The organism is Streptomyces sp. enrichment culture (genome assembly GCF_964273255.1).
In the GTDB taxonomy this organism is placed as follows: Bacteria; Actinomycetota; Actinomycetes; order Streptomycetales; family Streptomycetaceae; genus Streptomyces.
Genome location: NZ_OZ186835.1, coordinates 4,900,047 through 4,922,163, shown reverse-complemented (window position 1 = coordinate 4,922,163; position 22,117 = coordinate 4,900,047). Strand labels below are relative to the sequence as shown.

The following is a 22,117-nucleotide window of genomic DNA, read 5'->3' as shown; positions in this document are numbered from 1 at the left end:
ATGCAGGTCGAGGCTGCATCGACATGCGGCTACCGCCGCGCGGCGGAGTACCGAGCAGGCCCTCGACCTGCCGGCAGAACCTGACGCCCACCTCCCCCGGGCGCCCGCCTCAGCCCACCCGCGTCAGAACCCCAGCCGCCGCAACTGCTTCGGGTCCCGCTGCCAGTCCTTGGCGACCTTCACATGCAGGTCGAGGAAGACCGGGGTGCCGAGCAGGGCCTCGATCTGCTTGCGGGACTTGATGCCGACGTCCTTCAGGCGCTTGCCCTTGGGGCCGATGACGATGCCCTTCTGGCTGGAGCGCTCGATGAAGAGGTTGGCGTGGATGTCCAGCAGGGGCTTGTCGGCCGGGCGGTCCTCGCGGGGCAGCATCTCCTCGACGACGACCGCGATGGAGTGCGGCAGCTCGTCCCGGACGCCCTCCAGGGCGGCCTCGCGGATCAGCTCGGCGACCATGACCTGCTCGGGCTCGTCCGTGAGGTCGCCCTCGGGGTAGAGCGCCGGGCCTTCGGGCATCAGCGGGATGAGGAGGTCCGCGAGGAGGCCGACCTGCTGGTTCGCCGTCGCGGAGACCGGGACGATCTCCGCCCAGGTGATGCCCAGCTCCTCGCCCAGCCGGTCCACGGCGATCAGCTGCTCGGCGAGGGCCTTGCCGTCGACCAGGTCGGTCTTGGTGACGATGGCGATCTTGGGGGTCTTCTTGATCCCGGCGAGTTCCTTGGCGATGAAGCGGTCGCCGGGGCCGATCTTCTGGTCGGCGGGGAGGCAGAAGCCGATCACGTCGACCTCGGCCCAGGTGGTGCGGACCACGTCGTTGAGCCGCTCGCCGAGCAGGGTGCGCGGCTTGTGCAGGCCCGGGGTGTCCACCAGGATCAGCTGCGCGTCGGGGCGGTGCACGATGCCGCGCACGGTGTGCCGGGTGGTCTGCGGCCGGTTGGAGGTGATCGCCACCTTCTGCCCGACCAGCGCGTTCGTGAGGGTGGACTTCCCCGCGTTGGGGCGGCCCACGAAGCAGGCGAAGCCGGCCCGGTGTACAGCTTCGACCGGCTGCTCGGATGACTGGGTACGAACGCTCATGCGCCCATTGTCGCTGATCCCCGGAGCCCCGCCGCACCATCGGAGCCGGCGGCCGGCCCCTCGCCCCGCGGCCGGGGCACCGGGCCGGGCACCCGAGGGTCCCGGCCCGGCGGTCCGCCGGTCGGATCAGTCGAACACGAACGGGCCCGGGGACTGCGGTCCCGTGGCCGTGCAGGTGATGGTGATGAAGCCGAACGCCGTCACCTTCAGGGTGCCGCCGAAGGCCTCCAGGCTGTCCCCGGGGGCGACCGTGCCGGTGAGCGGGCCGACCTCCAGGGCGTCGCCGGTCGACATGGCCGGGTTCTTGGTGCCCTTGAAGACGGTGGTGCCGCCGCCCTCCTTGACCATCTTCAGCTCGGACACCAGCGAGTCCTTGCCGATCGCGAGCGGCGCGGTGACCGCGGAGGTGTTGATGGTGATCGTGGCCGACGTGCCGCTCTGGGTGGCCGTGAGGGTGGCGGCGCCACCGCCCCAGCTTCCGCAGTCGGCGTCGACGGTCGCCGACCCGGGGGCGACGGCCGCCGCGGCGGGGGCGAAGGCGAGTCCGCAGACCGCCAGGGTGCCCGCCGCCAGGGACAGGCCCAGTCCGATTCGCTTGCCTCTCATGGAATTCCGGCTCCCTTTCCGTGTGGGGGGAGTCCCGTGGGGAGGGACTCCGTGGGGGGAACGTTCGGGAACTGATCGGCAGGTGGGGTCCGGACCCGCTGCACACCGGACGACCTGACGTGCCATCAGGTCGCCCGGTTCCATTGATGCGCGAGAGGCAGTGCGCGACAAGGTGGAAATCCGGCCTATTTACCGCCGGTAACAGCAGGTGGGGTCAGCCCGCCGGAACGGTCTCGCGCACGGTGCCGTCGGGACCGGCCACCAGGACCGGGGTGGCGGGCCCGCCCAGGTCCCGCACCGCCGCGCGGTCCTCGTCCGGCACCGCGCCCGCCTCGGTCACCACGGCCGCCGCCTCCAGGGTCGTCGCCCCGGACGCCACCGCCATGGCCACCGCCGTGCGCAGCGCGCTGAGCCGGAGGGAATCCAGGGCCACGGTGCCCGCGGCGTACGTGCGGCCGTTCCCGTCGCGCACGGCGGCGCCCTCGGGCACGCCGTTGCGGGCCCGCGTGGCACGGGCCAGGGTGACGATCTTGTGGTCCTCGGGGTCGAGCGCGCTGCTGTCGGTCATGCCCCGAGCATACGGATCACGGCCGGTGCGCCACGCAGCCGGCCGTGCAGCTCGCGAGCGGTGCGCCACGCAGCCGGCCGTGCGGCCCGCAAGCGGTGCGCCACGCAGCCGGCCGTGCGGATCACGGCCGGTCCAGGCGCAGCCGTTCGGCGCGCGGCAGCCCGGCCACCACCAGGTCGTAGGAGTCCTCGACCAGCTCCCGGACCAGGCCGGCGGGGAGACCGCCGTCCACCGTCACGGTGTTCCAGTGGCGCTTGTTCATGTGCCAGCCGGGCACGATCAGGCCCGGGTGCTGGGCGCGCAGCCGGACGGCGTCGTCCGGGTCGCACTTGAGGTTGACCTTCAGGGGCCGCGCGTCCAGCGCCGACAGCGCGAACAGCTTGCCCACGACCTTGAAGACCGAGGTCTCGGGGCCGAAGGGGAAGTCCTCCACGGCCGCCTCGAAGGACAGGCACAGGGCGCGCAGCTCCTGGGGGGTCATTCCACCGCCTCCACGGGTTCGGCCGGCGGGGGCGGTGGGCCGACGGGCTCCACCAGCACCGTGACGATCTTGTTCCGGCGGCCGGCCGCGGCCTCGGCCGTCAGCCGCAGCGAGCGGCCGTCGGGCAGTTCGACCACCGACGACGCCTCGGCGATCGGCACCCGTCCGAGGGCCTTGGCGAGCAGCCCGCCGACGGTCTCCACGTCCTCGTCGTCGTACGCGCCGAGGTCGTACAGCTCGCCGAGGTCGGTGATGTCGAGGCGGGCGCTGACCCGGTACCGGTCGTCGCCGAGTTCCTCCACCGGCGGGATCTCCCGGTCGTACTCGTCGGTGATCTCGCCGACGATCTCCTCCAGGATGTCCTCGATGGTCACGATGCCCGCGGTGCCGCCGTACTCGTCGACGGCGACGGCGACGTGGTTGCGCTGCTTCTGCATCTCGCGCAGCAGGTCGTCGGCGTTCTTGGTGTCCGGCACGAAGAACGCGGGGCGCATCGCGGTGGACACCAGCTCGTTCTCCGCGTCCCGGCTGATGTGCGTCTTGCGGGCCAGGTCCTTGAGGTAGACGATCCCGACGATGTCGTCCTCGTTCTCCCCGGTCACCGGTATGCGGGAGAACCCGGAGCGCAGGGCGAGGGTGAGGGCCTGGCGGATGGTCTTGTAGCGCTCGATGACCACCAGGTCGGTGCGCGGCACCATCACCTCGCGCACCAGGGTGTCGCCCAGGTCGAAGACGGAGTGCACCATGCGGCGCTCCTCGTCCTGGATCAGCGACTCCTTCTCCGCGAGGTCCACCAGGGCACGCAGTTCCGCCTCGGAGGCGAACGGGCCGCGCCGGAAGCCCCTGCCCGGGGTGAAGGCGTTGCCGATGAGGATCAGCAGCGACGGGACCGGGCCCATGATCCGGGCCAGCGGCAGCAGCACGTACGCCGCCGCCGTGGCGGTGTTCAGCGGGTGCTGGCGGCCGATGGTGCGCGGGGACACGCCGACGGCCACGTAGGAGACGAGCACCATGACCGCTATGGCGATCAGCAGGGCCTCGGCCGTGCCGTCGAACTCGCGCAGGCACGCGTACGTGACCAGGGCGGCGGCGGCCATCTCGCAGGCCACCCGGACCAGCAGGGCCACGTTGAGGTAGCGGGTGGGGTCGGCGGCGAGCTGCGCGAGCCGGGAACTGCCCCGCCGCCCCGACCGGACGGCCTCCTCGGCGCGGAAGCTGGAGATCCGCGCGATGCCGGCCTCCGCACAGGCGAACAGCCAGGCGGCGACGACCAGGGCGACCGCGCCGAGGAGGAGCCCGGGACTCATGACACGGTCGGCGCCGGGGACGGGCCGGTCAGGCCCTTCTCCGCACGCCAGCCGTCCACGATGGCGGCCTGCAGACCGAACATCTCGGCCTTCTCGTCGGGCTCCTCGTGGTCGTAGCCCAGCAGGTGCAGCACGCCGTGGACGGTGAGCAGCTGCAGCTCCTCGTCCATGCTGTGCTGCGTCGGCGCCTCGGCGCCCTGGCGGGCGGCGACCTCGGGGCAGAGCACGATGTCGCCGAGCAGGCCCTGCGGGGGCTCGTCGTCGTCCTTGGACGGCGGGCGCAGCTCGTCCATCGGGAACGACATGACGTCCGTGGGCCCCGGCAGGTCCATCCACTGGATGTGCAGCTGCTCCATGGCGGCCGCGTCCACGACGATCACCGAGAGCTCGGAGAGCGGGTGGATGCGCATGCGCGCCAGCGCGTAGCGGGCGATGTCGAGGATCGCCTGCTCGTCGACCTCGGTTCCGGACTCGTTGTTGACGTCGATCGACATCTGGTGCTCGGTCTACTTCCCCTTGTGCCCGGACCTGCCCCGGCCGCCCTTGTGGACGCCGTTCTGGGTGCCGTGCTCGCTGTCGTACTGCTCGTACGCGTCGACGATACGGCCCACCAGCTTGTGCCGGACCACGTCCTGCGACGACAGGCGGGAGAAGTGCACGTCCTCGACGCCCTCCAGGATCTCCTGCACCTGCCGCAGACCGGACTTGGTGCCGGTGGGCAGGTCGACCTGGGTGACGTCACCCGTGATCACGATCTTCGAGTCGAAGCCGAGACGGGTGAGGAACATCTTCATCTGTTCGGGGCTGGTGTTCTGGGCCTCGTCCAGGATGATGAAGGCGTCGTTGAGCGTGCGGCCGCGCATGTACGCCAGCGGGGCGACCTCGATGGTGCCGGCCGCCATCAGGCGCGGGATGGAGTCGGGGTCGAGCATGTCGTGCAGCGCGTCGTACAGCGGGCGCAGGTACGGGTCGATCTTCTCGTACAGCGTGCCCGGCAGGAAGCCGAGCCGCTCCCCCGCCTCGACCGCCGGCCGGGTCAGGATGATGCGGTTGACCTGCTTGGACTGCAGGGCCTGCACCGCCTTGGCCATGGCCAGGTACGTCTTGCCGGTACCGGCCGGGCCGATGCCGAAGACGATGGTGTGCTTGTCGATCGCGTCCACGTAACGCTTCTGGTTGAGCGTCTTGGGGCGGATCGTGCGCCCGCGCGAGGAGAGGATGTTCTGGGTGAGGACCTGCGCCGGGGTCTCCTGGCCGTCGCTCTCCCCGCTCTCAGTCGCCTTGAGCATGGCGATCGAGCGTTCCACCGCGTCCTCCGTCATCGGCTGTCCGGTGCGCAGCACCAGCATCATCTCGTCGAACACGCGGGACACGAGGGCCACCTGGCCCGGATCGCCGACCGCGCTGATCTCGTTGCCCCGGACGTGGATGTCGGCCCCCGGGAAGGCCTTCTCGATCACGCGCAGGAGGGAGTCGCCGGATCCCAGCACGGTCACCATGGGGTGCTGGGCGGGAACGGTGAGCTGGACTCTCGCCTGCTCCTGCGCGGAGGTGTGAGCTGTGGGTGTCTGAGTCATGGGCCGGCGCTGAAGGCCTGCGGTTCCTCCTCGTCAGCGGCCGCGCAGCTGAGGGCGGCCTCGCGACTCCCAGGGTACGACGCGTCGGTGACAACGCCGAAGGGCTTTTCGCGCGTGCGTTCCCCGGGGTGGCCCGGGGCCGCCCGGGGAACCCCGCGCGGACCGGCGGCGGTGCGGCTCGGGGGCGCGGGCGGGTGTGCCCGGCCCCGCCCGGCCCGGCGTCGGCCGCGCCGTCAGGGTGAGCTGCGGAAGCCGATCGTGGGGACCGCCCGGCGCAGCGGCCAGCCGGGGGCCGGTGCGCGGGGGACGAGGTCGTCCAGGAACGCGTAGCGCCCGAGTTCGGCCGCGTCCTCGCCCTGCACCGACCGCACCTCGCGCCACCAGGCCGCGATCTCGGTCCAGCCGGGCGCCGACAGCGACCCGCCGAACTCCTGGACGGAGAGCGCCGCGGTCAGGCCGCCGAAGGCGAGCCGGTCGGCCAGCGGCCAGCCGGCCAGGCTGCCGGCGACGAACCCGGCCACGAACACGTCCCCCGCCCCGGTCGGGTCCAGCGCCTCGACGGCGATGGCGGGCACCTCGGCGGTCTCCCCCGTCCGCCGGTCCACCGCGTACGCGCCGTCCGCGCCGAGGGTGACCACGGCGACCGGCACGTGCTCGGTGAGGTCGTGCGCGGCGGTCCGCGGGCAGTCGGTGCCGGTGTAGCGCATGGCCTCCTCGGCGTTCGGCAGGAACGCCTCGCAGTGCCGCAGGTCGGGCAGGCCGGCCAGGGACCAGGTGCCGGTGTCGTCCCAGCCGACGTCGCCGAAGACGCGGGTGCCGCGCCGGGCCGCCTGGGCGATCCAGGGGGCGCTGCGGCCCGGTGTGAGGGAGGCGACGGCGGCCCGGGCGCGGGGCGGGCAGGTGGGGGCGGGTTCCTCGGGGGGCGGTTCGTGGCCGTGGGAGACCATGGTGCGCTCGCCCTCGTAGGCCATCGAGACGGTGACCGGGGAGTGCCAGCCGGGGACGGTGCGGGAGGGGCCGAGGTCGATGCCCTCGCCCTGGGCGAGGGTGTCCCAGCAGTATTCCCCGTAGTGGTCGTCGCCGAAGGCGGCGGCGAGGGTGGTGCGCAGGCCGAGGCGGGCGAGGGCGGTGGCCATGTTGGCGACGCCGCCGGGGCTGGAGCCCATGCCGCGTGCCCAGGACTCGGTGCCCCGCACCGGCGCGGAGTCGAGGCCGGTGAAGATGATGTCGAGGAAGACGGTGCCGGTGAGGTAGACGTCGCAGGCGGGATCGTCGCGGGTGCGCAGGGCGGCGAGCGGGTCGAGGTGCGTGCGGTCCCGAGCCGGCGCCCTGTGCGCGGCGGTGTCGTCGATGTTCCGTTCTCCGGCCGGTCCGGTGGACGCCATCACGGTGCGCTCCCTGACATGGTGCGGATCAGGCCAGTCTGCACCACGTCACCGACAGCGCCGCGGTGGTGCCGCCGCGGTCGCTCCCACCTGGCGGAGCGGGCCCCGGGAAGGGATCCGGCGAACGCTGTTACCCGGGCAGGTGACCAGCAAACCAAATGTGACGTGGATCACTCTCAGGATCCTCCCGAATCGCTCCCTCCGCTTGATACAAATTGCCGGCGCGTTCCTGTCCGTCGACGGTCGTCGCTCCCACCTCGCCTTTCGTACCGTCCCCTTCGCACGCCCCGGGAACGCCCGTGTTCGCCCCTCGCACCACTCCCCGGCCCCTCGTCGCCCTGTTCACGGCCGGGTACCTCGCCCCGTACCTGCTGCCGACCACCGTGGGCCGGCTGGAACGGGGGCTGGACCTGTCCCCCACCCAGGCGGGTGCCGTCGGCAGTGCCCTGCTGCTGAGCTCCGCCCTCGCCGGCTTCCTGCTCGCCGCCCGCGTCGAACGGGCCGGGGCCCGCACCCTCGCCCGGCTCGGTCTCGCCCTGGCCGTGATCGGCTACGGCGGGGCCGCGCTCACCACCGCCGTCCCGGCCGTCGTCGCCGGCGCGGTGATCGGCGGCTTCGGCTCCGGCACGGCGACGACCGTGGCGGCCACCCGGATCGCCGCCGAACCGGACCCGCACCGCGGGTCCACCCTCGGCCTGCTCAGCGTCTCCGCGCTGGCCGGCGTCGTGTACCTGACGGTGCCCCACCTCCCGGGCCACGGCCTCACCCTGGCGGCCATCGCGCTGACCGCGCTCGCCGTGTGGCCGCTGACGTCCCGGCTGCCCGGCCCGGCACCCGTCGCCCACCGCGCCGCCCCCGGCACCGGCCGGCTGCCGTACCGGCGCTCGGGGCTGGTGCTCGCGGGCGCCATGGTGTTCTGGTCCCTCGCGCAGAACGCCCTGTGGGGCATGAGCGGACGGATCGGCGTCACCCAGGCCCGCCTCAGCGAACCCACCGTCGGTGCCGTCTTCGCGGTGTCCCTGGGCGCCGGACTGCTGGGCGTGCTGGCGGCGGGCGCGCTCGGCGCGCGGCTGGGGCGGGCGCTGCCGATCGGCGGCGGCACGGTCCTCATCGCGGGCTGCATCGCGCTCAGCGCCTCCGCGACCGGGCTGGCCGGCTTCGCCGCCGGGGAGATCGCCTGGAACACCGTCTACCCGGCGGTCCTGTCCTACCTGATCGGCCTCGCCGCCTCCCTGGACTCGCGCGGCCGCTGGGCGGTGCTGGTCGGCTCGGCCTCCTCGCTGGGCACGGCGGCCGGTCCGCTGACCGGGAGCCTGCTGTCCGCGCAGGCCGGCTTCCCGGTGATGGGCGCGGTGCTCGGTGCCGGACTGCTGGTGGTCGCCGTGCCGATGACGGCGGTCGCCCTGCACACCGGCGGCCGGCCGCTGCTGCCCGGCGCGGTCCGCCGCCGCGGCGGCCACCCGGCGGCCGTGGTGGTCGCCGCGGCCCCCGGCACCCCGGCGGGCGCGGTCCCGGAGGTCGGCGCGCCCGAGCAGGAGGTCGTGGAGATCCCCCTCGACGGCACCCCCGCGCCCGCCCAGGGCGCCTACGACACGGCGGCGGCCGCCCGGGCGCCCGGGGCGGTGTGAGCCGGGGGCGGACGTCCGCCGCCCGTGGCCCCGGCCCGCCCGGGGTCACGGGCGTACCGATAGCGTGATCGGCACCCGCGCCGTCCGGCGGTGTGCCGGGCGCGGGTGGATTCCATTCACGTCGATCAGGGGGCAAGTGTGTCTGTGAACCGGGGAGTTGCCGGTATGGCGGGAGTCGGGTTCCTCCTCATGGCGGTCGCGGGCTGCGGCTCGGACAGCACCGGAGGAGAGCCCGCGGCCGGCAAGGGAACACCGCGGCAGGAATCGGCGAAGGCCGACCCGGTGGCCCTCACGACCGAAGCCCGGGACGTCGTCTTCACCGACGACGACACCGAGCATCGGCTCCGGGTCACCCCCAAGAGCCTCGTCCGCGGGTCGGAGTCCGATCTCTCCGGGGTCCGCCTCGACGACGGCCTCAAGGGCGGGCGGCCGTACTACCTCACGGTCTCCGTCACCAACGCGGGCGAGGCGGATCTGACCTCCCCCGACCTGGCGGGCCACCTCTCGGTGGCCGGCGTGGACGGCTGGCCCGGCAAACGTCTGACGGTCTTCGGCGGCGGTGGTTCGGCGCTCTCGGACCACTGCCCGAAGGGGAACCCGGAGACACTCGCCGCCGGCGCGACGGCGGAGGTCTGCACGCCGGTCGTGCTGGCGAAGGGCCTGGAGCCCGCGGCCGTCGCCTACCAGGACGACTCGGGCACGGCCCTCTGGGAATCGGGCGACGGGAAGGGCCGCTCCGACGGCGTGGCGGAGCTGGGCGAGCCGATGGAGGCCGACGTCGAGGACTCCGACGGCGAGAAGGTACGGGTCGAGGCGGTCGCGAAGAGCGTGCGCAAGGGCAGCCTCGACCACCTGAGCCGGTACACCCTCAAGACCGGCGACCGGAAGCTCGTCCCGTACTACGTCACGATCGAGTACGGCAACAAGGGCGAGCACGACCTCTACCCGGACATGCAGGACGATGTGCTCCTGCAGACCGTCGCCGGGCAGCAGATCAGGAAGCTGACCCTGATCGACATCGGCGGCCCCGGGGTGAAGCAGTGCCCGGACCGGCTTCCGGACGAGATGCTCAAGCCGGGCGCCAAGGTCACCCAGTGCTCGGTCCACCTGGTGCCCGAGGGAGACAGCCCGGCCGCTGCGTTCTGGATGACCGACGGGGCGGAGGCGGGCCACATCGCCTGGCGCGCCTCCGGCGACAAGGGCGGCGACCAGGGCTGAGGGCAGGCGGTGCCGGGTCGGCCCCGGACCGCCGGCCGGTGGACCGGGGCCCTAGTCGAACCGGTACGCCTCCACCTCGGCCAGGTACCGCGCCCGGCGCTCCTCGTCGTCGTCGAGGAAGGCCGCGAGGAAGGAGTTCCGGGCCAGTTCGCGCAGGCGCTCCGGGCCCAGGCCCAGGGTCTCGCGCACCGCGTCGAAGGTGTCACCGACGTAACCGCCGAAGTAGGCCGGGTCGTCGGAGTTCACCGTGCACATCAGGCCGGCGTCCAGCATCGCGGGCAGCGGGTGGTCGGCGAGCGTGCCGACCACCCGCAGGCGGACGTTGGACAGCGGGCAGAGCGTCAGCGGCACCCGCTCGCGCACCAGCCGTGCCACCAGCGCGGGATCCTCCACGCAGCGCAGCCCGTGGTCGACGCGTTCGACGCCGAGCACGTCCAGGGCCTCGGTGATGTACTCCGGCGGCCCCTCCTCCCCGGCGTGGGCGACCCGGCGCAGCCCCAGCGCGGCGGCGGCCTCGTACACCTCGCGGAACTTCGACGGCGGGTGGCCGACCTCGGCCGAGTCGAGGCCGACGCCGGTGATGCGGTCCAGGTGGGGGCGGGCGGCCTCCAGGGTGGCCAGGGCGGAGGCGGCGGACGCGTCGCGCAGGAAGCACATGATCAGGCGCGTGGAGACGCCGTGCCGCTCCTCGCTGCGGCCCAGCGCCCGCCAGAGCCCGTCGACCACCGTGTCCAGGGCGACGCCGCGCGCGAGGTGGGCCTGCGGGTCGAAGAAGATCTCCGCGTGCCGTACGCCCTGAGCGGCGGCGCGGGCGAGGTAGGCGTCGGCGAGGTCCTCGAAGTCCCGTTCGGTGCGCAGCACCGCCATCAGCGCGTAGTACAGGTCGAGGAAGGACTGCAGGTCCTCGAAGCGGTACGCCTCGCGCAGCGCCCCGGTGCCGGCCCAGGGCAGGGTGAGGCCGTTGCGGGCGGCGAGCTCGAAGGCCAGCTCGGGTTCCAGGGTGCCTTCGATGTGAAGGTGCAGTTCGGCTTTGGGTACGGGCATCGAAGCATCGTACGACCCGGTGCCTGGGGACCGTGTCAGCGGCGCTTGGGCAGCGGCACCCTGAGCAGGTCGTGGGCCACGGTCAGCTCGCCCTCGAACCCGGCGGCGCGGGCCTGCCGTTCGAACGCGGCCGGGTCGGAGTAGCGCTGGCTGAAGTGGGTGAGGACGAGGTGGTGCACGCCCGCGTCCCGGGCGACCCGGGCGGCCTGACCTGCCGTCAGGTGACCGTGATCGGCGGCGAGTTGCTCGTCCTCGTCGAGGAAGGTCGACTCGATGACGAGCAGGTCGCAGCCCTCGGCGAGCGCGTGCACCCCCTCGCACAGCCGGGTGTCCATCACGAACGCGAAGCTCTGCCCGCGCCGCACCTCGCTGACGTCCTCCAGCCGCACCCCGCCGAGGACGCCGTCCCGCTGCAGGCGGCCGACGTCGGGGCCCGTGATGCCGTGCGCGGCGAGCCGGTCCGGGAGCATGCGGCGCCCGTCGGGCTCGGTGAGCCGGTAGCCGTAGGACTCCACGGGGTGGGAGAGGCGGCGTGCATCGAGGGTGTAGCCGGGGGTGCGGGCGAGCGGGCCGTCGGTGTCCACCGGCACCTCGGTGAGGGCGACGGTCTCGCGGTAGGCGGTGGCGTAGCGCAGCCGGTCGAAGAAGCGCTGCCCGGAGCGGGGGTAGTGGGCGGTGATCTCGTGCGGGACCCGGTCCAGGTTGATGCGCTGGATGACCCCGGCGAGGCCGAGGCTGTGGTCGCCGTGGAAGTGGGTGACGCAGATCCGGTTCAGGTCGTGCGCGGCGACCCCGGCGCGCAGCATCTGCCGCTGCGTGCCCTCGCCGGGGTCGAACAGGATGCCCTCGCCGTCCCAGCGCAGCAGGTAGCCGTTGTGGTTGCGGTGGCGTGTGGGGACCTGGCTGGCCGTGCCGAGCACGACCAGTTCGCGTACGGACATGTGACGCTCCGGACTATCCGGGGGGCCACTCGAGGCCGCGGCCGCCCAGCACGTGGGCGTGGGCGTGCCAGACGGTCTGGCCGGCGCCGCTGCCGGTGTTGAACACGATGCGGTAGCTGTCCAGTTGCTCCTGGTCGGCGACGGCCTGCGTCTCGCGCAGCACGTCCGCCGCGATGTCGGGTGCCGCCGCGGCGAGGGCCGCCGCGTCCTGGTGGTGCGCCTTGGGGATCACCAGGACGTGGGTCGGCGCCTGCGGGTTGATGTCCCGGAACGCGACGGTCGTGTCCGTCTCGCGGACGATCGTCGCCGGGATCTGTCCTGCGACGATCTTGCAGAACAGGCAGTCGTCCTGCGGCTCGCCTGCCATGGGTGTGCCTCCTCGGCCCCGGATGATCGCTTACCGGGGCATCGTATCCGCCGGGGCCGCGTGGGGGCCCGCGGTCAGGGCAGCGCGGGCGGCTCCTTGGCCGGGTTCTCCTCCAGGGCAGCGAGCGCGATCCGGACGGCCTCGTCGAGCTGGGGGTCGCGGCCCGCCGCGTAATCCTGCGGGCGCTGCACCACCTCGACGTCGGGGTCCACGCCGTGGTTCTCCACGCCCCAGCCGTACCCCTCCAGCCAGAAGGCGTACTTGGGCTGGGTGACGAGCGTGCCGTCGACCAGGCGGTAGCGGCTGTCGATGCCGACGACGCCGCCCCAGGTGCGGGTGCCGACGACGGGGCCGATGCCGAGCGCCTTGATCGCCGCGTTGACGATGTCGCCGTCGGAGCCGGAGAACTCGTTGGCGACGGCGACGACCGGTCCGCGCGGCGCGTCCCGCGGGTAGGACTCGGGCCGCATGCCGCGCGGCAGGTCCCAGCCGACGATGCGCCGGGCCAGCTTCTCCACCACGAGCTGGGAGGTGTGTCCGCCGCGGTTCTCCCGCACGTCCACGACCAGGCCCTCGCGGGTCACCTCGACGCGCAGGTCGCGGTGGATCTGCGCCCAGCCGGGGGCCTGCATGTCGGGGACGTGGATGTAGCCGAGGCGGCCGCCGGACGTCTCGTGCACGTAGGCCCGCCGGTCGGCGACCCAGGCGTGGTAGCGCAGTGGTTCCTCGTCGGCGACGGGGACGACGACGGCGTGCCGGGGTTCGCCGCCGCCGGCCGGGGAGACGGTCAGCTCGACCGGCTTGCCCGCGGTTCCCACCAGCAGCGGGGCGGGCCCGGTGACGGGGTCGACGGGCTGCCCGGCGACGGCGACGATCGCGTCGCCGGGGCGGACGGCCACGCCGGGCGCGGCGAGCGGGGAGCGGGCGTCCGGGTCGGAGGTCTCCGAGGGCAGGATCCGGTCGACGCGCCAGCTGCCGTCCTCGTGACGGGAGAGGTCCGCGCCGAGCAGGCCCTGCCGGGGGCCGTCGCCGTGGCCGCCGCGCGGGGTGACGTAGGCGTGCGAGGTGCCGAGTTCGCCCTGCACCTCCCACAGCAGGTCCACCAGGTCGTCGTGGGTGGCGAGCCGGGCGAGGACGGGGCGGTAGCGGTCCAGGACGGCGTCCCAGTCGACGCCGTTGAGCTCCGGGTGCCAGAAGTGGTCGCGCATGATGCGGCCCGCCTCGTCGAACATCTGCCGCCACTCGGCGGCGGGGTCGACGAACTGGCGGACGCGGCCGAGGTCGACGGTGATGTTGCCGTCGCTGTCGTCGTCGTTCGGGGCGCGCCGGTCGCTCGGGACGACCTTGAGCCGCCCGTCGGTCCACAGCAGCACCCGCTTGCCGTCGCCGCTGACCTCGAAGTGGTCGGCGTCGGCGGCGAGGTGCTCGACCCGGTGCTGGGCGAGGTCGTAGCGCTCCAGCTCGGTCCTGGGGTCGGGGTCGTCGGGGGTGGCGCGGGAGGCGCCGAGCACGCCGCGCACCGGGTGCCGCAGCCACAGCACCCCGTCCTTGGCGGCCCGCAGGTTGGAGTAGCGGGCGGCCTCGACGGGGAACGGCACGATCCGGTCGGCGAGCCCGTCCAGGTCGATCCGGGTGGTGGGGGTGCCCTCGCTGTCGGGGGTCTCCTCGCGGTCCGGCGTCTCGAAGGGCCGGCCGTGGCGCTGCGGGCCGAACGGCGACGGGGTGGTCGCGGCGAGGGTGATCAGGTGCGGCCGTGCGCCCTCGACGAACGCCAGGTCGAAGACGTGCTCGTCGTAGACCGGGTCGAAGGCGCGGGTGGACAGGAACGCCAGGTGCTTGCCGTCGAGGGTGAAGGCGGGCGCGTAGTCCTGGAAGCGCAGCGGGGTGGCCTCGGTGACCGACAGGTCGGTGGTGTTGGCGAGGCGGAGCTGGCTGAGCGGGCGCGGGCCGGGGTGGGACCAGGCGAGCCAGGCGGAGTCGGGCGAGAACACCAGCCCGGAGACGTCGCCGTTCTCGCTGCGGTCGACCTCGCGGACCTCGCCGGTCTCCCGTTCGACGAGGAGCAGCCGGCCGTCGTGGGAGGCGACCGCGGCCCGGCTGCCGTCGGGCGCCATGGCCAGTTCCAGCACGCGGCCGAGCCGTCCGGCCGCGATCCGGCGAGGGGTGGCGCCCGGGGCGAGCCCGGTGGCGGGCGCGAACTCCAGGGCGTCGTCGCCCTCGGCGTCGGTCACCCACACCACCCACTCCTCGCCGTCCGCGCGGAAGGTGCGCGGGCGCCGGGCCCGGACGCCGGGGGTGGCGGCCAGGGCGCGGGCGGGGCCGGAGCGGTGGGTCACCCAGTGGACGGTGCCGCGGACGCAGACGGCGCTGCCGCGCGCGGTGTGGTCGGGGGAGGCGGAGCCGAACCAGCGGCCGGCGTTGACCGGGAAGGGCTGGAGGTCGACGCGCTGACCGCCCAGCCGGACGTCGAGGCGGCGCGGTTCGGCGCCGTCCAGGTCGTCCAGGATCCACAGTTCACCGGCGCTGGAGTACACGACGCGGGTGCCGTCGGTGGCCGCGTGGCGGGCGTAGAAGCCCCCGAGGGGCGTGTGGCGGCGCAGGTCGGAGCCGTCGGCGAGGGAGGAGTACAGCGCGCCGGTGCCCTCGTGGTCGGAGAGGAAGGCGATCCGGTCCGCGCCCACCCACAGCGGGTACTCGATGTTGCCGTCGAAGTCCTCGTGGAGGCGGACGAACTCGCCGTCGCCCTCGCGGTCGATCCACAGCTTGCCCGCCGTGCCGCCCCGGTAGCGCTTCCACCAGGCGGCCTCGCGGCCCATCTGGGCCGACAGCAGCACGGTGGCCGGGCCGAACGCCAGGTCTCCGACGGGGCCGTGGGGCAGCCGGGTGGCGGGTCCGCCGTCGAGCGGGACGGCGTGCGCCCAGGTGCGGCGGATGCCGGGCTGACCGTGGGTGGTGACCGCGAGCACCTGCCCGTCGGCGGTCCAGCCGCGCACCTGGGTCTTGACGCTCCCCCAGTACGTCAGCCGCCGGGCGGGGCCGCCGTCCACGGGGGCGACGTGCACCTCGGGGGCGCCGTCCCGGGTGGAGGTCCAGGCGACGGTGGTGCCGTCGGGCGAGATGCGCGGGTGGGCCACCGGCACGTTCTCGGCGCTCACCCGCCAGGCCCGGCCGCCGTCGAGCGGGGCGAGCCACACGTCGTCCTCGGCGGTGAAGGCGACCAACTCGCCGTGCGGATGCGGGAACCGGAGATACGCGGCGGAGGCGTCCGATGCAGGCTGTGTCACCCGATCACCCTACGCACGCGGCGGCGGCCCCGGCCAGGGGTTCCGATCACTTGCCCTCGACGGGACGGCAGGAGGGGTACTGCTCGCACCACACGGTGGTGGTGACGGTCACCGTCACGGTGGGGCGGGGGCCGTCGTCCGGGGCCTGTCCGACGGGTGACGGGGTGGAGGCGTCGCAGTCGCCGAGTCCGTCGACCCGGAAGCGTTGTCTGCCGTCCACCTTCGCGACGATGTTCCCGCGCACGCAGGCGCCGTTGACGGCGTGCGTGATCCGCCCGGTCACGGTGATGTCCTTGCCGTCGTCGGTCTCGCCCTCGCAGTCGACGGAGGCCACGGTCCTCTCGCCGGAGGACGCCGAGGCGCCGCTCCGCTCCCCGAAGTCCGCGGTGCAGTTCAGCCACCGGACACCGGCCTTGCGCCGTTCCAGCTCCTCGGTCGCGGTCTCGTCCGTGGTGTACGCCACGGCGGCGGAGCTCAGTCCGCCCGGCTCGCACGCGACGAGGCCGCCCACGGCGAGCACGGCACCCCCCGCCATGAGCACCGGCCGCAGCCAACTCCTCACCAGCACCCGCATGAACGGCAGACTGCCACCCTCCGGGGCCCGGCGGTAGGGCGCATTCGGCCGCGCCACGAGCCCCCGCGCGCGGCGTCCGCCCGCGCCGTTCCGGTGGCGGGCCGGGGTCGCGGGCGGGAGTCGGGCGGCCCCCGGCGCGCCGGGACGGCACCGGCCGGTCGCGCACGGTGGAGGCGGGTCAGCCCCAGCGTCCGGTGCGGCCGAGCAGCAGGGCCGCCGCGGCCGTCCCGGCGGTCGACGTGCGCAGCACGCTCCGGCCCAGGCGGCACACCCGCGCGCCGGCCCCGGCGAACAGTTCCAGCTCCTCGGGCGACACGCCGCCCTCGGGCCCGACCACCAGCACGATGTGCCCGGCGCCGGGCAGCGGTGCGGTCGCCAGCGGCTCGGTCCCGGTCTCGTGCAGCACCGCCGCGAAGTCCGCCCCGGCGAGCAGGGCCGCGACCTGCTGGGAGGTGGCCGGGTCCGCGACCTCGGGGAAGCGCACCCGGCGGGACTGCTTGCCCGCCTCCCGCGCGGTGGCCCGCCACTTGCCGAGGGACTTCAGCCCGCGCTCGCCCTTCCACCGGGTGATGCAGCGCGAGGCGGCCCACGGCACGATCGCGTCGACGCCGACCTCGGTCATCGTCTCGACGGCCACCTCGCCCCGGTCGCCCTTCGGCAGGGCCTGGACGACGGTGAGGCGGGGCGTCTCGGGCTCCTCGGTGACGACCTCGTCCAGCCGCACGATCAGCCGGTCCTTGCCCTCGGTCGCCTCGACCCGTCCCTCCGCCCAGCGTCCCGTGCCGTCGGTGAGGACGACGTCCTCCCCGGCCCGCAGGCGTTTGACGGAGACGGCGTGCCGTCCCTCCGGCCCGTCGAGCACGTACCGGCCCACCGGGCCGGCGTCGAAGCCGTCGACGAGGAAGACCGGCGCGGTCATCGGGCACCTCCGTCGGACAACGCCGTCCGGGCGGCGGCGAGTTCGGTGGCCAGGACCTCCACCAGCCGTGCGGCGGGCAGGTCCCGCGCCAGCCGGTGGCCCTGGCCCGCCCACAGCGCCAGGCCCTGCGGGTCACCGGCCTTGGCCGCCGCCTTGCGCAGCGGGGCGGTGAGGTGGTGCACGTCGGGGTAGGCGGCGGGCGCGTAGGGGCCGTGTTCGCGCAGGAAGCGGTTGACCAGGGCGCGGGCCGGGCGGCCGGAGAAGGCCCGGGTCAGCTCGGTGCGAGCGTAGAGGGGGTCGGTCAGGGCGTGCTTGTGCGCCTCGTGCGCCCCGGACTCGTGGGTGGCGACGAAGGCCGTGCCGAGCTGGGCGGCGTCGGCCCCGGCGGCGAGCACCGCAGCGATCTGGCTGCCCCGCATGATGCCCCCGGCGGCGACCACGGGGATCGAGACGGTCTCGCGGACCTGGGCGAGCAGGGACAGCAGTCCCAGGGCGGAGCCGTCGGCCTCGGGGGCGTCCCGGTGGGTGCCCTGGTGACCGCCGGCCTCGGCGCCCTGGGCGATCACCGCGTCGGCGCCCGCCCGTTCCACCGCCAGGGCCTCCTCGGGGGTGGTGGCGGTGGCCATCGTGTACGTGCCGGCCCGGCGGAGGGCTTCGAGGACCTCGGGGGCGGGCACGCCGAAGTGGAACGACACCACCGGCACGGGGTTGTCGAGCAGCACGGCCAGCTTGGCGTCGTAGCCGTCGTCGCGGCCGCTGTCGGGGTCGCCCAGCTCGGTGTCGTACCAGGTCGCCTCGCCGGCCAGCTGGTGGGCGTAGACGCCGACGGCGGCCGGGTCGGGGGTCTCGGGCTGCGGCATGAACACGTTGACGCCGAAGGGGCGGCCGGTCAGTCCGCGCAGCTGCTTGATCTCCTGGTACATCCCGTCCGCGGTCTTGTACCCGGCGGCCAGGAACCCGAGCCCGCCGGCGTCGGACACCGCGGCGGCGAGGCCCGGCACGGCGACCCCTCCCGCCATCGGGGCCTGCACGATCGGGTGCGGGAGGAGATCGGTCAGCGCGGAGGACATGACGGCATGTTGTCACGTCCTCCGGACGAGTCCGAATTGGCCCTTCCCCCTGGCACATTCCGTTCGGCGCGAGGCCCGTGGGGCGGGCCGGAGAGGGCCCGGACCGGCCGGCGGGACCGGCTCACGGCAGCGGCCGGGGGCCGGGCCGGGACCGGTGACGGACCGGTCCCGGGGCGCCGGTCAGCGGCCGTTGAAGGCGTCCTTCAGGCGGGAGAACAGGCCCTGCTGGCCGGGCTGGAACTGCCCCTGGGGACGCTCCTCGCCGCGCAGCTTGGCCAGTTCCCGCAGCAGGCGCTCCTGCTCCGGGTCCAGCTTGGACGGGGTCTGCACCTCGACGTGCACGACGAGGTCGCCCCGGCCGCCGCCGCGCAGGTGCGTGACGCCCCTGCCGTGCAGCGGGATCGACTGGCCGGACTGGGTACCGGGCCGGATGTCGACCTCCTCCATGCCGTCCAGCGTCTCCAGCGGCACCTTGGTACCGAGGGCCGCCGCCGTCATGGGGATGGTCACCGTGCAGTGCAGGTCGTCGCCGCGCCGCTGGAAGGTGGGGTGCGGCAGCTCGTGGATCTCGACGTAGAGGTCGCCGGCGGGACCGCCGCCGGGGCCGACCTCCCCCTCACCGGCGAGCTGGATGCGGGTGCCGTTGTCGACACCGGCCGGGATCTTGACGGTGAGGGTGCGCCGGGAGCGGATGCGGCCGTCGCCGGCGCATTCCGGGCACGGCGTGGGCACGACGGTGCCGAAGCCCTGGCACTGCGGGCAGGGGCGCGAGGTCATGACCTGGCCCAGGAAGGACCGGGTGACCTGGGAGACCTCACCGCGGCCGCGGCACATGTCGCAGGTCTGCGCGGTGGTGCCGGGCGCGGCGCCCTCGCCGCTGCACGTGGTACAGACGACGGCGGTGTCGACCTGGATGTCCTTGGTGGTGCCGAACGCGGCCTCGTCGAGCTCGACCTCGATGCGGATCATCGCGTCCTGGCCCCGGCGGGTGCGCGAGCGCGGTCCGCGCTGCGACGCCGTGCCGAAGAACGCGTCCATGATGTCGGAGAAGTTGCCGAAGCCGCCGGCCCCGAAGCCGCCCGCGCCGCCGCCGGCCGCCTGCGCCAGGGGGTCGCCGCCGAGGTCGTAGACCTGCTTCTTCTGCGGGTCCGACAGCACCTCGTAGGCGGCGTTGATCTCCTTGAACCGCTCCTGGGTCTTGGGATCCGGGTTGACGTCCGGGTGGAGCTCGCGGGCGAGCCGCCGGAAGGCCTTCTTGATCTCTTCCTGCGACGCGTCGCGGCGCACGCCGAGTACGGCGTAGTAGTCCGTGGCCACTACGACTCCGCCAGGATCTGTCCGACGTACCGTGCCACTGCGCGTACCGCTCCCATCGTTCCCGGGTAGTCCATGCGGGTCGGTCCGACCACACCCAGTTTGGCGACTGCTTCGCCGCCCGAACCGTAGCCGACCGACACGACGGACGTGGAGTTGAGTCCTTCGTGGGCGTTCTCGTGACCGATACGGACGGTCACGCCCGGATCCTTCGCCTCGCCGAGCAGCTTGAGGAGCACGACCTGCTCCTCGAGTGCCTCCAGGACGGGTCGGATCACCAGGGGGAAGTCGTGCCCGAAGCGGGTGAGATTGGCGGTGCCGCCGATCATCAGCCGTTCCTCGTTGTCCTCGACGAGGGTCTCCAGGAGGGTGGAGAGCACGGTCGACACCGCGCCCCGGTCCTCCGGTTCGAACGCCTCCGCGAGGTCCTCGACCAGGCTGGGCACGTCGGTGAACCGGCGGCCCGCGACCCGGCTGTTGAGCCGCGCCCGCAGGTCCGCCAGGGCCGCCTCGCCGAAGGGCGCCGGGCAGTCCACCATGCGCTGCTCGACCCGGCCGGTGTCCGTGATCAGCACGAGCATCAGGCGGGCCGGGGCGAGCGAGAGCAGTTCCACGTGCCGCACCGTCGAGCGGGTCAGCGACGGGTACTGCACGACGGCCACCTGCCGGGTCAGCTGCGCGAGCAGCCGCACCGTCCGGGCCACCACGTCGTCCAGGTCGACGGCGCCCTCGAGGAAGTTCTGGATGGCGCGCCGCTCGGGCGGGCTCATCGGCTTGACCCCGGCGAGCTTGTCGACGAAGAGGCGGTAGCCCTTGTCGGTGGGGATGCGCCCGGCGCTGGTGTGCGGCTGGGCGATGTAGCCCTCGTCCTCCAGGGCCGCCATGTCGTTGCGCACGGTGGCCGGGGAGACGCCGAGGTTGTGCCGTTCGGTGAGCGCCTTGGAGCCCACCGGCTCCTCGGTGCCGACATAGTCCTGAACGATGGCGCGCAGCACCTGGAGCCTGCGTTCACTGAGCATCGCGCACACCTCCAGAAGCAATCCGCCGCTGCCCGTTCCTGGTCCTGGCACTCTTCGCATGCGAGTGCCAGACTTCCCCGGCCCAGTGTACGGCCGGGGAGTACGCCCCGGGCAAGGCCCGGCCCGACCGGTTCGCGCAGGTGGGCGTTCTGCCCGCTAGCGTCGCGGTATGACCTCGGTTCGGGACGTGTCGGGATGGGAACGGGTGGCGCCGGGGGTCTTCCGGTGCCGCCTTCCGGTGTGGGACTGCACGGTGGGACTCGTCACCGGTACCGGCGGCGCGCTGCTGGTCGACGCCGGTTCGAGTCTGCGCGAGGGCGCGCGGGTGCGGGCCGGCGCCCAGCTGCTCGCCGGCCGGCGTGTGACGCATCTCGCGCTGACCCACCCCCACTTCGACCACGTCCTCGGGGCGGCGGTGTTCGCGGGCGCGGAGGTGTTCGCCGCCGTCGGTCCGGCGGCGGCGTGGTCGGCGGAGGGGCTGCGCGCCGACGCGGTGCGGCACGGGCTGGACGAGCGGGAGGCGGCCGGGGCGGCGGACGCGCTGGTCCGCCCGGGGCACGAGGTGTCCGGCGACGTGGTCGTGGACCTCGGCGGCGGCCGGGAGGCGGTGCTGGTGAACGCGGGCCCCGGGCACACCGCGCGGGACCTCGCCGTCCTGGTCCCGGGCGACCCGCCCGTGGTGTTCTGCGGCGATCTGGTCGAGGAGTCCGGACAGCCGCAGGCGGGCCCGGACGCGGTGCCGTCCCGCTGGCCGGACGCCCTGGACCGGCTGCTCGCGCTGGGCGGCGCGGACGCCCGGTACGTGCCCGGTCACGGGGCGGTGGTCGACGCGGCGTTCGTGCGCGCCCAACGCGACGCGCTGGCGGCCCGGTTCGGCGTGTCGGGGCACTCGTGACCGGCCGTGCCACCGTATCGTCGGCAGGATGCGCCAGTACTCCGCCGACCTGACCCCTCCCTGGAAGACGTCCCGTCCGGTGCCCGAGGTGCCCGCCGACCCCGGTCTGGTGGTCGAGGAGCCGGGCACCGGTTTCTGCGGTGCGGTGATCCGCTGCGAGGCCGGCACGGTGACCCTGGAGGACCGTTTCGGCAAGCACCGGGTGTTCCCGCTGGAGCCGCGCGGCTTCCTGCTGGAGGGCCGTGTGGTGACGCTGGTGCGGCCCGCCTCCGGCCCGTCGCGCCCCAGCCGTACGGCGTCCGGCTCCGTCGCGGTGCCGGGCGCCCGCGCGCGGGTCGCCCGCGCCGGCCGCATCTACGTCGAGGGGCGGCACGACGCGGAGCTGGTCGAGAAGGTGTGGGGCGACGACCTGCGCATCGAGGGCGTGGTCGTGGAGTACCTGGAGGGCGTGGACGACCTGCCGTCGGTCGTCGAGGACTTCTCCCCCGGCCCCGACGCGCGCCTGGGCGTCCTGGTCGACCACCTCGTGCCGGGCTCCAAGGAGTGGCGCATCGCCGAGGCCGTGACCAGTGAACACGCGCTGGTGGTGGGCCACCCGTACATCGACGTCTGGGAGGCGGTGAAGCCCTCCGCGGTGGGCATCCCCGGCTGGCCCCGGGTGCCGCGCGGCCAGGACTGGAAGACGGGGGTGTGCCGGGCGCTGGGGTGGCCGGAGAACACCGGGGCGGCCTGGCAGCACATCCTGGGCCGGGTCCGCTCGTACAAGGACCTGGAGCCGGAGCTGCTGGGCCGGGTCGAAGAGCTGATCGACTTCGTCACGGCGCCCGCCGGCTGAGGCGGACG

Annotated in this window: 21 protein-coding genes; 4 read left to right on the top strand and 17 right to left on the bottom strand. The window is 74.0% G+C overall.

Going from position 1 to position 22,117, the window contains the following annotated elements:
• Positions 1–123 precede the first annotated feature (123 nt).
• The 8 genes from era to ACSU53_RS21270 form a co-directional block, all read right to left on the bottom strand.
• Positions 124–1,077 (bottom strand): GTPase Era, encoded by a 954-nt coding sequence (gene era / locus ACSU53_RS21305; RefSeq protein WP_437030014.1) that lies wholly within the window; start codon positions 1,075–1,077, stop codon positions 124–126.
• A 126-nt stretch (positions 1,078–1,203) separates the two neighbouring features.
• Positions 1,204–1,683: a hypothetical protein gene (locus ACSU53_RS21300; protein WP_437030012.1), complete on the bottom strand. Its 480-nt coding sequence runs from the start codon at positions 1,681–1,683 to the stop codon at positions 1,204–1,206.
• A gap of 214 nt (positions 1,684–1,897) precedes the next feature.
• Positions 1,898–2,251 (bottom strand): cytidine deaminase, encoded by a 354-nt coding sequence (locus ACSU53_RS21295; RefSeq protein WP_432054441.1) that lies wholly within the window; start codon positions 2,249–2,251, stop codon positions 1,898–1,900.
• Positions 2,252–2,372: 121 nt separating this feature from the next.
• Entirely contained in the window at positions 2,373–2,732 is a 360-nt protein-coding gene (locus ACSU53_RS21290; protein ID WP_437030010.1) for an MmcQ/YjbR family DNA-binding protein, read from the bottom strand.
• Positions 2,729–4,039: a hemolysin family protein gene (locus tag ACSU53_RS21285; protein ID WP_437030008.1), complete on the bottom strand. Its 1,311-nt coding sequence runs from the start codon at positions 4,037–4,039 to the stop codon at positions 2,729–2,731. Before ACSU53_RS21285 ends, ACSU53_RS21290 begins: the two co-directional genes overlap by 4 nt.
• Entirely contained in the window at positions 4,036–4,533 is a 498-nt protein-coding gene (gene ybeY, locus ACSU53_RS21280; protein WP_432054443.1) for an rRNA maturation RNase YbeY, read from the bottom strand. The genes ACSU53_RS21285 and ybeY overlap by 4 nt, the downstream gene beginning before the upstream one ends.
• A 12-nt stretch (positions 4,534–4,545) precedes the next feature.
• Positions 4,546–5,616 carry a PhoH family protein gene (locus ACSU53_RS21275; protein WP_437030006.1) on the bottom strand — a complete coding sequence of 357 codons (1,071 nt, stop codon included), beginning with the start codon at positions 5,614–5,616 and terminating at the stop codon, positions 4,546–4,548.
• Between the two features lie 233 nt (positions 5,617–5,849).
• Positions 5,850–7,001 carry a carbohydrate kinase family protein gene (locus ACSU53_RS21270; protein ID WP_437030004.1) on the bottom strand — a complete coding sequence of 384 codons (1,152 nt, stop codon included), beginning with the start codon at positions 6,999–7,001 and terminating at the stop codon, positions 5,850–5,852.
• A 299-nt stretch (positions 7,002–7,300) separates the two neighbouring features.
• Between ACSU53_RS21270 and ACSU53_RS21265 the strand changes: the two genes are divergently transcribed.
• Positions 7,301–8,629, top strand: a complete 1,329-nt coding sequence (locus tag ACSU53_RS21265; protein ID WP_437030002.1) for an MFS transporter — start codon at positions 7,301–7,303, stop codon at positions 8,627–8,629.
• A gap of 165 nt (positions 8,630–8,794) precedes the next feature.
• A complete protein-coding gene (locus ACSU53_RS21260) occupies positions 8,795–9,847 on the top strand; it encodes a hypothetical protein (RefSeq protein ID WP_437030000.1) in 1,053 nt (350 codons plus the stop codon).
• A 51-nt stretch (positions 9,848–9,898) separates the two neighbouring features.
• On the opposite strand, the gene ACSU53_RS21255 is transcribed toward ACSU53_RS21260, so the two are convergent.
• The 9 genes from ACSU53_RS21255 to hrcA form a co-directional block, all read right to left on the bottom strand.
• Positions 9,899–10,891 (bottom strand): adenosine deaminase, encoded by a 993-nt coding sequence (locus ACSU53_RS21255; RefSeq protein WP_437029998.1) that lies wholly within the window; start codon positions 10,889–10,891, stop codon positions 9,899–9,901.
• A gap of 35 nt (positions 10,892–10,926) precedes the next feature.
• Positions 10,927–11,832 (bottom strand): ribonuclease Z, encoded by a 906-nt coding sequence (locus ACSU53_RS21250; protein WP_437029996.1) that lies wholly within the window; start codon positions 11,830–11,832, stop codon positions 10,927–10,929.
• A gap of 13 nt (positions 11,833–11,845) precedes the next feature.
• Positions 11,846–12,199 (bottom strand): histidine triad nucleotide-binding protein, encoded by a 354-nt coding sequence (locus ACSU53_RS21245; protein WP_362089439.1) that lies wholly within the window; start codon positions 12,197–12,199, stop codon positions 11,846–11,848.
• Positions 12,200–12,273: 74 nt separating this feature from the next.
• A complete protein-coding gene (locus tag ACSU53_RS21240) occupies positions 12,274–15,483 on the bottom strand; it encodes a S41 family peptidase (RefSeq protein WP_437029994.1) in 3,210 nt (1,069 codons plus the stop codon).
• Positions 15,484–15,529: 46 nt separating this feature from the next.
• Complete coding sequence (locus tag ACSU53_RS21235; RefSeq protein ID WP_437029992.1) at positions 15,530–16,057, bottom strand: hypothetical protein; 528 nt, start codon at positions 16,055–16,057, stop codon at positions 15,530–15,532.
• Positions 16,058–16,235: 178 nt separating this feature from the next.
• Positions 16,236–16,976: a 16S rRNA (uracil(1498)-N(3))-methyltransferase gene (locus ACSU53_RS21230; RefSeq protein WP_437029991.1), complete on the bottom strand. Its 741-nt coding sequence runs from the start codon at positions 16,974–16,976 to the stop codon at positions 16,236–16,238.
• Complete coding sequence (locus ACSU53_RS21225; protein WP_437029989.1) at positions 16,973–18,046, bottom strand: nitronate monooxygenase; 1,074 nt, start codon at positions 18,044–18,046, stop codon at positions 16,973–16,975. The genes ACSU53_RS21230 and ACSU53_RS21225 overlap by 4 nt, the downstream gene beginning before the upstream one ends.
• A gap of 180 nt (positions 18,047–18,226) precedes the next feature.
• A complete protein-coding gene (gene dnaJ, locus ACSU53_RS21220; RefSeq protein ID WP_437029987.1) occupies positions 18,227–19,363 on the bottom strand; it encodes a molecular chaperone DnaJ in 1,137 nt (378 codons plus the stop codon).
• Positions 19,363–20,379, bottom strand: coding sequence for a heat-inducible transcriptional repressor HrcA (hrcA, locus tag ACSU53_RS21215; RefSeq protein ID WP_437029985.1), 1,017 nt, complete (start codon positions 20,377–20,379; stop codon positions 19,363–19,365). The genes dnaJ and hrcA overlap by 1 nt, the downstream gene beginning before the upstream one ends.
• A gap of 169 nt (positions 20,380–20,548) precedes the next feature.
• Between hrcA and ACSU53_RS21210 the strand changes: the two genes are divergently transcribed.
• Positions 20,549–21,274, top strand: coding sequence for an MBL fold metallo-hydrolase (locus ACSU53_RS21210; RefSeq protein ID WP_437029983.1), 726 nt, complete (start codon positions 20,549–20,551; stop codon positions 21,272–21,274).
• 28 nt (positions 21,275–21,302) lie between these two features.
• On the top strand, positions 21,303–22,109 hold the full coding sequence (locus ACSU53_RS21205; RefSeq protein ID WP_437029981.1) for a DUF3097 domain-containing protein: 807 nt from the start codon (positions 21,303–21,305) through the stop codon (positions 22,107–22,109).
• Positions 22,110–22,117: the final 8 nt, after the last annotated feature.